This is a genomic window from Methylobacterium sp. Leaf99 (genome assembly GCF_001422375.1).
GTDB lineage: Bacteria > Pseudomonadota > Alphaproteobacteria > Rhizobiales > Beijerinckiaceae > Methylobacterium.
The window spans coordinates 2120227-2133474 of record NZ_LMMU01000001.1; the positions used below are offsets into that span (position 1 = coordinate 2120227).

12 protein-coding genes are annotated in these 13248 nt (G+C 71.6%); 7 read left to right on the plus strand and 5 right to left on the minus strand.

Annotated features, from left to right (window positions below; translation table 11 throughout):
• Positions 1–31 precede the first annotated feature (31 nt).
• On the plus strand, positions 32–850 hold the full coding sequence (locus tag ASF28_RS09745) for a creatininase family protein (RefSeq protein WP_056090783.1): 819 nt from the start codon (positions 32–34) through the stop codon (positions 848–850).
• A gap of 13 nt (positions 851–863) precedes the next feature.
• Here the strand turns inward: ASF28_RS09745 and ASF28_RS09750 are convergent, their stop codons facing one another.
• Entirely contained in the window at positions 864–1379 is a 516-nt protein-coding gene (locus ASF28_RS09750) for a YcgN family cysteine cluster protein (RefSeq protein WP_056090786.1), read from the minus strand.
• Positions 1380–1636: 257 nt separating this feature from the next.
• On the opposite strand from ASF28_RS09750, the gene ASF28_RS09755 reads away from it, so the two are divergent.
• From ASF28_RS09755 to ASF28_RS09765, 3 genes are read left to right on the plus strand one after another with little or no spacing between them, the layout of a single operon-like run.
• Complete coding sequence (locus tag ASF28_RS09755) at positions 1637–3844, plus strand: transglycosylase domain-containing protein (RefSeq protein ID WP_056090789.1); 2208 nt, start codon at positions 1637–1639, stop codon at positions 3842–3844.
• 17 nt (positions 3845–3861) lie between these two features.
• Positions 3862–4557, plus strand: a complete 696-nt coding sequence (locus tag ASF28_RS09760; protein ID WP_082476089.1) for a DUF1214 domain-containing protein — start codon at positions 3862–3864, stop codon at positions 4555–4557.
• A complete protein-coding gene (locus ASF28_RS09765; protein ID WP_056091553.1) occupies positions 4554–5150 on the plus strand; it encodes a DUF1254 domain-containing protein in 597 nt (198 codons plus the stop codon). Before ASF28_RS09760 ends, ASF28_RS09765 begins: the two co-directional genes overlap by 4 nt.
• Positions 5151–5191: 41 nt before the next feature.
• Here the strand turns inward: ASF28_RS09765 and ASF28_RS09770 are convergent, their stop codons facing one another.
• Both ASF28_RS09770 and ASF28_RS22970 read right to left on the minus strand, forming a co-directional pair.
• On the minus strand, positions 5192–6007 hold the full coding sequence (locus tag ASF28_RS09770; protein ID WP_056090793.1) for a hypothetical protein: 816 nt from the start codon (positions 6005–6007) through the stop codon (positions 5192–5194).
• A gap of 40 nt (positions 6008–6047) precedes the next feature.
• A complete protein-coding gene (locus ASF28_RS22970; RefSeq protein WP_056090796.1) occupies positions 6048–6275 on the minus strand; it encodes a hypothetical protein in 228 nt (75 codons plus the stop codon).
• A 474-nt stretch (positions 6276–6749) separates the two neighbouring features.
• On the opposite strand from ASF28_RS22970, the gene ASF28_RS09780 reads away from it, so the two are divergent.
• Positions 6750–7025: a hypothetical protein gene (locus ASF28_RS09780; RefSeq protein WP_056090799.1), complete on the plus strand. Its 276-nt coding sequence runs from the start codon at positions 6750–6752 to the stop codon at positions 7023–7025.
• Between the two features lie 49 nt (positions 7026–7074).
• Positions 7075–8031, plus strand: coding sequence for a glutathione synthase (gene gshB / locus ASF28_RS09785; protein ID WP_056090802.1), 957 nt, complete (start codon positions 7075–7077; stop codon positions 8029–8031).
• Between the two features lie 3 nt (positions 8032–8034).
• Here gshB and ASF28_RS09790 read toward each other — a convergent pair whose 3' ends face one another.
• Entirely contained in the window at positions 8035–9579 is a 1545-nt protein-coding gene (locus ASF28_RS09790) for a cation:proton antiporter (RefSeq protein ID WP_056090805.1), read from the minus strand.
• 65 nt (positions 9580–9644) lie between these two features.
• Positions 9645–10154 (minus strand): OsmC family protein, encoded by a 510-nt coding sequence (locus ASF28_RS09795; protein ID WP_056090806.1) that lies wholly within the window; start codon positions 10152–10154, stop codon positions 9645–9647.
• 257 nt (positions 10155–10411) lie between these two features.
• Between ASF28_RS09795 and ASF28_RS09800 the strand changes: the two genes are divergently transcribed.
• Positions 10412–13201, plus strand: a complete 2790-nt coding sequence (locus tag ASF28_RS09800; protein WP_056090809.1) for a [protein-PII] uridylyltransferase — start codon at positions 10412–10414, stop codon at positions 13199–13201.
• Positions 13202–13248 lie beyond the last annotated feature (47 nt).

A 13248-nucleotide genomic window follows, 5' to 3' on the forward strand; every position in this document is an offset into this window, starting at 1 on the left:
GTCGAGCCCGGCCCCGTTGGAGACAGGCCAGATGCCCATCCGTCGATGGTCCGACCTCACCACCGATGACCTCCGGGACCGGGACATGCGCCGGGCCGTCGCCGTGCTGCCCGTGGCGGCCATCGAGCAGCACGGCCCGCACCTGCCCCTCTCCACGGATGTCGACATCGCCGAAGGCTACCTCGCCCGGCTCATGGCCTTGTGGGACGACCATGCCTTGCGGGATGACGGGGCCTTGCCGGCCGACGACCTCGACGTCCTCGTCCTGCCGGTGCAGGGGGTCGGCAAATCCGACGAGCACGACGCCTTCCCCGGGACCCTGAGCCTCACCGCCGCGACGGCGCTGGCCGCCTGGGGCGAGATCGGCGCCGGACTCCACCGGGCCGGCTGCCGCAAGCTCGTCCTCGTCACCTCGCATGGCGGTAACAGCGGCCTCATCGACCTCGTGGCGGCGGACCTGCGCGCGCACTTCGGCATGGTCGCGGTCACCACCGCCTGGAACCGCTTCGGCTATCCCGAGGGCCTGTTTCCCGAGGCCGAGATCCGGCACGGCATCCACGGCGGCGGCGTCGAGACCGCCCTGATGCTGGCGCTCCGCCCCGAGCAGGTGCGGACCGACCGGATCGCCGACTTCACCCCCCGGACCCTGGCGATGGAGCGCGACTTCACGCACCTGCGCGCCGGGCGCCCCGCCGCCTTCGCCTGGAAGGCCGGCGACCTCAACCCGGCCGGGGCCATCGGCGACGCCCGCCTCGGGACCGCCGAGGCGGGACACGCCGCCCTCGACCACGGCGCCCGCGCCTTTCGCGATCTCCTGCGCGACGTCGATCGGTTTTCCCTGTCGCCCTGACGCCGTCGAGGCCTCAGTCCTCGGGGTCCTCCGTGGCGGGGATGCGGGCCGGCCAGGTCACGATGCGGTCCAGGAGTTCGTCGGCGGTGAACTCCTCCTCGTTGCCCGAGACCCGGCCCCGGATGGAGATGCCGGCCTCGTGGACGCTTGCGGCCCGGCCGCTGACCAGCGGATGCCAGTCGGGCAGGTCCTGCCCGTCGCGGACGAGGCGGTAGCCGCAGGTCGGCGGCAGCCACGGGATCGTGCGCACGGCCTCCGGCGTCAGGCGCACGCAGTCGGGCACCCGCTTCTGGCGGCGCGGATAGTCGCGGCAATGGCAGCCGTGCCCGTCGAGCAGGGTGCAGCCCACATCCGTGTGGTAGACCTCGCCGGTGTCCTCGTCCTCGAGCTTGAGCAGGCAGCAGCGGCCGCAGCCGTCGCACAGGCTCTCCCATTCGGACGGCGACATGGCGTCCAGGCTCTTGGTGCGCCAGAACGGTTCGGTGGTGGCCGGCGGCCCGGACGGGCGTGCGGCCGTGCGATCCCGCATTCGGGAACCCCGGTCTAAGGTATGGAGCGATGGGACGGGCGAACCTTCCCCTTGCCGCAAGGCGCGCCGATGGGCAAGCGCCACCGGCGCGCCCCATTCCGGCGTCAAGGTTAATATGATCTTAATCCGCCGCGCGGGGCGCCGGGCGCGTTGCCCGTGGTATCCGACGCTGTCGCGAACCGGCGCGGAGCTTGATACAGTGAACGCCGCGGCGCGGGCCGGGTCGGGTCGCCCTCCAGGGACATGAAGAACAGATCGTGCGCCTGCCCAACGCCACTTCCCTGACGACCCGGATCAAGCGCGCGGCCCTGGCCTTCGACGCCTGGGTGAACGCGGGCCTCTACGACAGCGGTCGCTCCGCCGGGGAGACCTACGAGCGCTTCCAGGAGCGCATGAACGTGTTTTCCGTGCGCGGCTGGAAGCGCGGCGCCCTCGACCTGACCAGCGAGGCGGTGACCCTCGGCACCGGCGGCGCCATCGTGATGCTGATGCTCGCCCAGCCCGCCTTCAACCAGACCAGCGACAATTGGCTGAAGGCTCAGGATCTGGCCGTCACCTTCCTCGACCGCTACGGCAACGAGGTCGGCCGGCGCGGGATCAAGCACGACGATTCGCTCAAGCTCGACGACTTTCCCGACATCATGATCAAGGCCCTGGTCTCGACGGAGGACCGGCGCTTCTACGAGCATTGGGGCATCGACCCCATCGGCACCCTGCGCGCCCTGGTCTCGAACTCGCGCGGCGGCGGCAACACCCAGGGCGGCTCGTCGATCACGCAGCAGCTCGCCAAGAACCTGTTCCTCACCAACGAGCGCTCCCTCGAGCGCAAGGTCAACGAGGCGTTCCTGGCCCTGTGGCTGGAGAGCCACCTCACCAAGAACGAGATCCTGAAGCTCTACCTCGACCGGGCCTACATGGGCGGCGGCACCTTCGGCGCGGTGGCGGCGGCCGACTATTATTTCGGCAAGCCGCTCAAGGACATCTCCCTCGCCGAGGCCGCCATGCTCGCCGGCCTGTTCAAGGCGCCGACGAAGTACGCGCCCCACGTCAACCTGCCGGCGGCCCGCTCCCGCGCCGTCGACGTCCTGCACAACATGGTCGAGGCCGGCTTCGTCACGGAAGGCCAGATCCAGACGGCCCTGCGCAATCCCGCGACGCCGGTGACCCGCACCCGCGACATCACGGCGGATTACTACCTCGACTGGGCGTTCGGCGAGATCAAGGGCATGGCCGATGCGGGCCGCTTCCGCAGCGACCGCGTGCTGACGGTCAAGACGCCCCTCGACCTCACCATCCAGAAGCGCGCCGACGAGGTGATCCAGAACACCCTGCGCCGCTACGGCGACCAGTACGAGGTCGACGAGGCCGCCATGGTGATCCTCGATCCCGACGGCGCCCTGCGGGCCATGGTGGGCGGCGCCGATTACGGCGAGAGCCAGTTCAACCGCGCCACCGACGCCCTGCGCCAGCCCGGCTCCTCGTTCAAGCCCTACGTCTACGCCGCCGGCCTCACCTCCGGCCTGTACCGGCCCGACACCCGCGTGGTCGACCGCCCGGTCTGCATCGGCAACTGGTGCCCGCAGAATTACGGCCGCTCGTTCTCGGGCGCGACGACCCTCACGGTGGCGGTGGCCAAATCCATCAACACGATCCCGATCCAGATCTCCATCGCGCTCGGCAAGGCCATGGGCATCTCCCACGAGGCCCGCGCGGCCAAGGCAGGGCGCGACAAGATCGTCGACACGGCCCACCGCATGGGCATCACCACGCCGCTCGCCGACACGCCGTCGCTGCCCATCGGCTCGGCCGAGGTCAACGTCATCGACCAGGCCGCCGCCTACGCGGTGTTCGCCAATGGCGGGCGCAAGGCCAAGCCCTACGCCGCCATGGAGGTGAAGAACTCGTCCGGCGAGGTGATCTACCGCCACGCCGACGAGCGGGTCGAGCAGGTGCTCTCGACCCAGGTGGTCGCCGACATGAACTACATGCTCACCAAGGTGGTGGAGGAGGGCACCGGCAAGCGTGCCCAGCTCGAGGGCATCAAGGTCGCGGGCAAGTCCGGCACCACGAACGCCTACCGCGACGCCTGGTTCGTCGCCTACACCGGCAACTACGTCGGCTCCGTCTGGTTCGGCAACGACGACCACACCTCCACCAACAAGATGACGGGCGGCTCGCTCCCGGCCATGGCCTGGCACGACGTGATGGAGACCGCCCACCAGGGCATCGAGCTGAAAGCCATGCCGGGCCTGAAGGAGGTCGGCCGCGCCGTGGCCCAGACCCCGGCCGCCGCCCCGGTCAACCCGGCGGCGAGCGCCGCCGGAAAGCTGTCGCGGCGCTCCTTCGAGGTCATCGGCGGCGTCAACGGCCTGTTCCGCACCGTCGAGGCCAGCGGCACGGCCCCGCGCCCGGCCGGCGACGTGGCCGACGGGACCGGCACCGCCGGCCGCATCGCCACCCCGTGAGCCAAGGCGTTGGACGTATGAGAGCCGCCGACAGGGCCGCGCCCGCGGAAACGCGGGGAGAGACCGGTGCGGGTGCGCGGACCGCCGCCGCGCGGCTCGCCGGCGCCGCGCGCGAGGCCGTGCGCCGGGCCTCCACCGTCAGCCTCGTCCTCTACGCCCTGGCGCTCGGGGCGGGGATCGGGCTGGCCACCGCCGATTACGCCACGCGGGGCGGATACCCGTTCGGCGGCGTCGCCGTCGGGGCCTGGACGGCGTGGCCGCGCACCGGCTCCGTCGGGGCCGACCCCTACGCGCGGGCGGTGAACGCCCGCCGGGGCGAGATCCCCCTTGCCATCGGCGAGGGCATGCTGCTCACCGCCGCCCAGGACGACGAGGGCCAGGCCCTCGACGCCACCTGCACCTACACCATCGCGGGCATCACCCCGCCGGCCCGGGCCTGGACGGTGACGGTGGCCGGGCGCGGCCCGCGCGATCCCGAGCGCACCATCGTGCGCGAGGGCTACACCTCGACGGAGACCCTGCGCGAGCGCGACGGCCGCTTCGTCATCACCCTCTCGCCCGAGGTCCAGGCCGGCAACTGGCTGCCGATGCCGCGGGCGAGCGGCCCCGTGCGCCTGGCGCTGCGCCTCTACGACACCCCCGTGGCCGCGAGCGCCGGCACCCTCGACCGCGCCGCCCTGCCGGCCGTCACCCGCACGGGATGCGCCGCATGACGCCCCGGGGCCGCTTCCTCCTCGCCACCCTGGCGGGCCTCGTCCTGGCGGGCCTCGTCCATATCGGCGTGGTCCTCCTGATCCCGCGCCTGTCGGAGACCGACGCCCTGTCGCGCGCCCGCACGGGCGAGGGCCTCGATCACGCCATGCCGGTCTATACCCTGGTCACCGGCGACGGCCCGGCGCCGCCCGAAGCCTGGCTGCCCATCCCCGATCCGGCGGTGGCGGTGGGCATCTGCGCCTACGACCTCGCCGACGGTCCCATGCGGGTCTCGGCCCGCACCGGCCCGCTGATGCTGTCCCTGGCGGTGCACGGCCGGCGCGGGGCCTTCTACGCCGTCACCGACCAGGCCGCCGTGCGCGGCGCCCTCGACCTCGTGGTGCTGACCCGCGCCCAGTACGACGAGGCCCTCGCCAACGCCGACGAGAACGACGTCAGCCGCGACGTCCGCATCGTCGCCCCCGACCTCAGGGGCTACGTGGTGGTCCGGGTGATCGCCGCCCTGCCGAGCCAGCGGCCCGCCGCCAACACGGCGGTCCAGGCCGTGTCCTGCACCGTGGACCTGCCGGCCGAGGACAAGGCGGGCGGCTGAGCGGGATCGACCGGGTCCGGGCGCCGCGCGCCTTCGGAGATTCAGTTCTTGGCGACGATGGGCCGGATCGTGATGGCCGCGTCCATCGCGGCCTCCGCCGCGGAATCGCAGCGGCCCTCCGCTTCGGGCGGGACCAGGGCCGCGAGGATCGGCCGGCGCTCCGCCAGGGCCCGCAGGACGCGCTCGACGAGGGCCGCCTCCGGCGAGGGGACGGCGACGAGGAGGTGGTCGAGGGCGTAGCGGTAGCGCGCGAGGCGCCGGTCCGTCTCGAACCCGACCCAGGCGACGAGGCAGCGGTTCTCGGTCACCCGCATGGCGGCGTGGCGCGCATCGCGGTCGTCGACGGTCCGGGCGAAGGACAGGCTGCGCAGGCGCAGGGCATCCGCCTGGAACACCCGCGCGGCGGTGGCGGCGAAGACCGGCAGCAGGCGCGCATCCGCGCCGATATCCTCCGACAGGCGGTGATAGCGCGACACGGGCGAGCGGAACGGGCCGTCCATGAGGGCGGAGAAGTAGGCCTCCGGCGCGTCGGGGCGCCAGGCGGCCGGCAGCACGCGGCTGCGGGTGAGGTTGGCCAGGATGTCCGTGAAGGCGTCGCGTCCGCCCGCGGGCATGAGGAAGCGCCAGGCCCGGTCGCGCAGGGTGGCTTCGTCGTCCGTGAAGGGAAAGGCCGAGGCCGGCTCGCCGCGCTCGCGCGCCGCCAGGGTGCCGGTGGTCTCGATCAGGCCGTTCCAGGCCCCCGGCTTCGGGCGGCCGAAATCGCCCTGCTGCGCGCAGCCGGCGGTGAGCACCAGGAGCGCGGCCAGGACCGCGGCCGTCGGGAAGGTCGTGCGGGCGGTGGCGGCCGGTCGCGGCATCGTCGTGTCCGGTCGTCGGAAGGGGATCGCGGAGGCGGGATCAGGAGCGCCGCCGCAGGCGGGGGGCGCGCTTGTCCGGCTCGGCCGGATTCTCCGGTTCCGCCATGCGCTCGTAGCGGATGCCGGTGAACAGCAGGATCGCCCCGCGCGGGTCCGGTGCCGCGTCGTCGGCGCGGCGGAAGCGGCGGCGGCCCGCCGCCGGGAAGGTCACGACGGTGGCCGTCGGACGCGTGGGACCTCCCGTATTTGGTGACCTGTCGAGGTTCATCGGCTGCGATCCCGTCCCATTGTGTGCGTCCCGGACCCGCTCACCCACGTGACCCGGCGCCGTCTCCCCCGCGGGGACCGGTCCCCTCGGGGGCCGTCCGGTGGCGGTGATGTCGGCGAGATCATCACGGGGTGGTTAACGGATTGTTGCCAACGGACGATGCGGGGCGCGCCCGGGCCCCTCGGGGCGGCCCTCCGCCGAGGGGGGCCGCCCGGCGTTGCGAATGTGTCACGCCGGCCGGGAAATCTCTGGCGCGGGGATTGCCTGAAATCCCTCGCCCATGGCGGGCAATCCCTCCCTTGAACTCGGCCCCGCTCGCTCGCGCGAGCGGGGTTTTTTGTGGGCGCCACCGGGAGGGGGCCGGCGTGCGGCCCGAAGGTCGCGGGAACAAGCGTGGGCTTTCGCGCGCTTGCTAACCGCCGGGGCTGCCCGATATGCCCCATCCCATCTTCCCAGAACGAAGGACACCGCAGGATGCGCGTGATGACGTCACGACCCTTGAGCCTCTCGACGGCCCTGAAGATCGCGCCCTTCGCTCTTCTGATGCTGGCGGCCGGTCCGGCCCAGGCCCAGCGCGAGGACCAGGGCCTGCAGCTCGGCTGCGCCAACGACTATTTCCGCCTCTGCGCCGGCGTCGATCCCAACAGCAAGGATGCCGAGACCTGCATGGATCGCAACCGGCCCCGCCTGTCGCCCGAGTGCAAGGCCGCCATCGGCGATTACGACAAGCGCACCGGCGGCAAGAAGTAGCGTCCGGGACGGCTCTCGACCGATTTTCGAAGATGGAGGCTTGAGAGCCATGGCCCTGACCGTCGCCGTCCAGATGGATTCCATCCGGGCGATCCGCATCGCCGGTGACACCACCTTCGCCCTGCTGCTCGAAGCGCAGGCGCGGGGGCACCGGCTCCTGCACTACACCCCCGACCGGCTGTCCCTGCAGAACGGCCGGGTGACGGCGCGGGTGGAGGCCCTGACCGTTCAGGACGTCGAGGGCGCGCACGCCACCCTCGGCGCGCCCGAGCGCCTGGACCTGTCGCAGGCGGAGGTGGTGCTCATGCGCCAGGACCCGCCCTTCGACATGGCCTACATCACCGCCACCCACATGCTGGAGCGGCTGCCGGCTTCGACCCTGGTGGTGAACAATCCGGCCGAGGTCCGCAACGCGCCGGAAAAGCTGTTCGTCCTCGACTTCCCCACCCTGATGCCGCCGACCCTCATCACCCGCGACAAGGCGGAGATCGAGGCTTTCCGGGCCGAGCACGGCGCCATCGTGATGAAGCCGCTCCACGGCCACGGCGGCGCGGCGGTGTTCCGGGTGCTGCCGGAAGACGCGAATTTCGGCTCGATGTTCGACCTGTTCTCGGTGACGTTCCGCGAGCAGTGGGTGGTGCAGCGCTTCCTTCCCCGGATCACCGAGGGCGACAAGCGCATCATCCTCGTCGACGGCGAGCCCCTCGGCGCCATCAACCGGGTGCCGGCCCTCAACGACATCCGCTCGAACATGGTGCGGGGCGGCGCTGCCGCGGCGTCCGATCTGACGCCGCGCGAACTGGAGATCTGCGCGACCATCGGCCCGGAGCTGCGGCGGCGCGGCCTGATCCTCGTCGGCATCGACGTCATCGACGGCAACCTCACCGAGATCAACGTGACCTCGCCCACGGGCATCCGGGCCATCAAGCGCCTGGGCGGTCCCGACCTCGCGGTGTCCGTGTGGGATGCCATCGAGGCCCGGGTCAGCACGGTGCTTTCCGCCTGAACCTCACCGCTCGGCGCGGGGCGTCGCGTTGAGTTCGGCCCAGTCGAACTCCTCCTCCAGGACGTAGTAGGCGTCGTCGCCGATCTCGCCGGAGCGGCGCAGGGCCAGCACCCGGTCGCGGGCGGCCTCGATGGTGCCGCGCCGGGCGGCGTCGGCGGGAAGGGTCTCGGAGGCGAACCCGTCCGCTTGCCGGTCGGCCTGATCGAGGGCCGCGCGGAATTCCTCCCGCAGGGCGTCGACATGGGCGCCGGTCTCGCCCTCGAGACTGTGGAGCGCCGCGCCGTAGGCCTGCGTGCGGCCGTATCCGATCTCGCGGCCGACGGGATCGTCGTCCTTGAGGCCGAGGCGGCCGAGCAGCGGGCGCAGGGTCAGGCCCTGGACCGTGAGGGTGCCGATGATGACGCAGAAGGCCGTGAGCACGATGAGGTCGCGGTAGGGAAACCCCGGATCGCCCTCGGGCAGGGCGAGCGCCGTCGCGATGGTGACGATGCCGCGCATGCCGGCCCAGGCCACCGCCGTCGCTGCACCCGGACCGCTGTCGTCGCTGGTTTCGCCCTCGGCGCCCAACCGTGAAAAATGGTTGGCCGACAGCACCCAGACGATGCGGACCACCACCACGGTGAGGAACACCGCCGCGCCCACCAGGGCGTAGGAGATCTGCTGCTCCCGGGTCAGCCGTTCCAGGATCGGGCCGATCTGCAGGCCGATGAGCACGAAGGCGAGCACGTTGAGGACGAACACCGCCGTGTCCCACACGGCGTAGGAGACGATGCGGGTGCGCGGCGGCGTGCGCCCCGCCGTGAGCCGCGCGGCCGTGATGGCGAAGGTGACCACGGTCAGCACCCCCGACAGGTGGACGTGCTCGGCCCCGATCCAGATGCCGAAGGCGGCGACGAACTGCAGGACGATGACGCTCGGCGCGTCGGTGACCGGCCGCATGGCCCGGGTGTAGGCGAAGGCCAGGATCGGGCCGACGACGACGCTGCCGAGGATGCCGATGAGGAAGGCCGGGCCGATCTCGGCGAGGGAGAAGGTGCCGGTGACGGCGGCCGTGACGCCGAGGCGGTAGATCAGCAGGGAGCCGGCGTCGTTGAGCAGGCTCTCGCCGCGCAGGATCGTGGTGAGGCGGTGCGGCAGTTCGACGTGGCGCAGCACCGACAGCGCCGCCACGGCGTCGGGCGGGGCGACGATGGCGCCGAGCACGATGGCGGCCGCGATGGGCATGTCGGGAACGAGGAGCTTCGCCACGAACGCCACGGCCAGGGTCGAGGCCACCACGGCGCCGAGCGCCAGGCCGGCGATGGGGCGCCAGTGGGTGCGCAGGTCCCGGAGGGAGGTGGCGTAGCCGGCATCCAGCAGGACGGGGGCGAGGAACAGGGCGAGCGCCAGTTCCGGGTCGAGGACGAGGTTGGGCACCGCCGGGATGAAGGCCAGGGCGATGCCGCCGAGGGCGAGGAACACCGGATACGGTGCCCCCACGCGCCGGGCGAGGGCGGCCAACAGGACGGCGCCGAACAGGACGCCGACGATCCACTGAAAAATCATCATGTGGAAGGGGAGATAGGGCCGGCGCGCCCGAAACGCAGATCTCCCCCGCCGGTTAGTCCCGCCGGTCAGCCCCGCGTCGTCGAGACCGACAGGTCCGGCTTGTGGTTCAGGGTCTGGAACACCACGCAGTAGCGCTCCGTCAGCTTCAGGAGCTGGTCGAGCTTGTCCTGGGGCGCGTCGGTGTCGAGGGCGAAGGCGAGGCGGATCGCCCGGAAGCCCACGGGCGCTCCCTTGTCGACGCCGAGCGTGCCCCGGAAGTCGAGGTCGCCCTCGGCGCTGACGGTGCCGGCGCGAAGCTCGATCTCCAGGGCGGTCGCCACCGCCTTCAGGGTGACGCCGGCGCAGGCGACGAGGGCCTCCAGCAGCATGTCGCCGGAGCAGAGCTCGGCGCCGGACCCGCCCGTGGCCGGGTGCAGGCCCGCGACCGCCAGGGCCCGGCCGGTCTCGACCTTGCAGGCGATGGACGTGTCGTCGAGGCTGCCCCGGGCGCGCAGGGTCACCAGCGCGGAGTCGGGGGTCGCACGATACTGGTCCTTCAGCGGAGCCTGGAGCGAGCGCAGAGCCTGCGAGTCCATGGGCGTTTCCTCGTGTGTTTTATGGGGGTTGGTCCCGAACCTAACGCCTTCGTGCGATGGCGGCCAGATCGGGGGAACGCGGGACTCCGCGGCTCCGCACGCGGCGATCGGCACGGTTTGGCCGTGCATTCGGCCGAAGGGGGCCGATTTCCGGCCCGGAACCGCCCCGCGCCCCGGTGCCGGGCGATCCCGCGCCCCGCGCCCGGCCTCCGCGAGGCCCCTGGCGCCGATCCGCCAACATGCTAACGGGGTTGACTATGTTCGACGCCGTTGCCGCCCTCGCCGATGTCCTCGAGAAACTCGACCGCGACGCCCGGGAGGCGACGCGCCTGCGGGCCGTCCTCGTGCCGGAGCTGCGGCGGGTGATGGAGCTCGGCCGGGCCGATGCCGAGGCCCGGCTCATCGCGGAGCGCGACGGCCTCGCCTGCGCCCAGCGCCTGAGCAACCTCACGGACGCGGTGATCCGCACCATCCACGACGCCGTGGTCTGGCGGCTCTATCCCAATGACAACCCGTCCACGGGCGAGCAGCTCGCCGTGGTCGCCACCGGCGGCTACGGCCGGGGCACCATGGCGCCGGGCTCCGACATCGATCTCCTGTTCCTGCTGCCCTACAAGCAGACGGCCTGGTCCGAGAGCGTCGTCGAGGCGATGCTCTACGTGCTGTGGGACCTGAAACTGAAGGTCGGCCACGCCACGCGCTCCGTGGAGGAGTGCCTGCGCGAGGGCCGGGCCGACATGACCATCCGGACCTCGCTCCTGGAGGCGCGCTACCTGTTCGGAACCCGGGCGCTCTACGAGGAACTCGTCACCCGGTTCGATACCGAGCTCGTGATGTGGACGGCGCCCGAATTCGTCGAGGCCAAGCTGCGCGAACGCGACGCGCGCGTCACCAAGGCCGGCGCCTCGCGCTACCTCGTCGAGCCCAACGTCAAGGACGGCAAGGGGGGGTTGCGCGACCTCAACACCCTGTTCTGGATCGCGAAATACACCTACCGGGTCCGCGACCAGAGTGAGCTCGTCCCCGCCGGCCTGTTCACGCCCGAGGAGTACCGGGTGTTCGAGCGCTGCGAGGAACTGCTGTGGCGGGTGCGCTGCCACATGCACTTCATCACCGGCCGCTCCGAGGAGCGCCTGTCGTTCGGATTGCAGCCGAAGGTGGCCGAGCGCTTCGGCTACGAGCCGCGCGGCGGCCTGTCGGGCGTCGAGCGCTTCATGAAGGCCTACTTCCTCATCGCCAAGGATGTCGGCGACCTCACCGCCATCGTGTGCGCGGCCCTCGAGGCCCGCCACGCCAAGCGCACCCCGGTCCTCGACCGCTGGATCGGCCGCTTTCGCGATCGCTTCCGCGCCACCGCCATCGAGGCGGAGGATTTCGTCGACGACCACGGCCGGATCAACCTGCGCGACGGCGACGTCTTCGTGAAGGACCCGGTGAACCTGATCCGGCTGTTCTGGCTCGCCGACCGTCACAACCTGCCGATCCACCCGGACGCGACGCGGGTGGCCAACCGCTCCCTGCGCCTCATCGGCCATTCGCTCCGGTCCGACGAGGAGGCCAACCGGCTGTTCCTCGACATCCTGACCTCGAAGAACTCGCCCGAGACCATCCTGCGGCTGATGAACGAGGCCGGGGTGCTCGGCCGGTTCATCCCGGATTTCGGCCGCATCGTCGCGATGATGCAGTTCAACATGTACCATCACTTCACCGTGGACGAGCACCTGCTGCGCGCCCTCGGCGTGCTGACGGCCATCGAGTCCGGGCGGACGGAGGAGGACCATCCCCTGGCGGCCCGCCTCATCGACTCGATCTCCAACCGGCGGGCCCTGTTCGTGGCCGTGCTCCTGCACGACATCGCCAAGGGCCGGCCGGAGGACCACTCCATCGCGGGGGCGGCCATCTCCGAGAAGCTCGGGCCGCGCTTCGGCCTCAAGCCCGCCGAGACCGAGACGGTGGCCTGGCTGGTGGAGCACCACCTGCTCATGTCCATGACGGCCCAGAGCCGCGACCTGTCCGACCCCAAGACCATCGAGAAGTTCGCCGGCATCGTCCAGACCCTGGAGCGCCTCAAGCTCCTGATGATCCTCACCGTCGCCGACATCCGCGCCGTGGGGCCGGGGGTGTGGACCGCCTGGAAGGGCACCCTGCTGCGCACCCTCTACGACGAGACCGAGGTGGTGCTCTCCGGCGGCCATTCCGAGATCGCCCGCACGGACCGGGTCCGGATGATCCAGATGGGCCTGCGCGAACAGCTCGCCGACTGGGAATCCGACGTCTTCGACGCCTATGCGGGGCGCCACAACCAGGCCTACTGGCTCAAGGTCGACGCCACCCGCCAGTTCAAGCATGCGGGCTTCCTCAAGACCCTCACGGCGGAGGGGCGCACCGTCGCCACCGCCGACGAGACCGACCCCGTCCGCGGCATCACCGAGCTGACGATCTACTCGCCCGACCACCCGCGGCTCCTCGCCATCGTCACCGGGGCCTGTGCGGCCCTCGGCGGCAACATCGTCGACGCGCAGATCTTCACCACCACGGACGGCTTCGCCCTCGATTCGATCCTGCTGTCGCGGGCGTTCGAGCGGGACGAGGACGAGCTGCGCCGGGCCAAGCGCATCACCACCGCCATCGAGCGGGCCCTGCGCGGGGAGATCCGCATCGCCGACCTCGTGGCCGACCGGCATCCGCCGGACAAGCGCACGCCGACCTTCCTCGTGCCCCCCGACATGTCCATCGACAACGCCCTGTCGAGCCGCGAGACGGTCATCGAGATCACCGGCCTCGACCGGCCGGGCCTGCTCTACGAACTGACGGCGGCCCTGGGGCGGCTCAGCCTCAACATCACCTCGGCCCACGTGGCGACCTTCGGCGAGCGCGCCGTGGACGTGTTCTACGTCACCGACCTCACCGGCACGCGGGTGACCCAGCCCGACCGGCAGGTGGCGATCCGCGCCGCCGTGATGGAGGTGTTCGCCAGCGACGTCGCCGCCATGCGGGCGGAGGGACTCGACGCCCTGCTCGAATCCCCCCCGCCCCGCGAGGCGTGAGCGTGCCGCGCGAAGCCTGACCGTGGCCCGTGCTTGATTTCACGGGC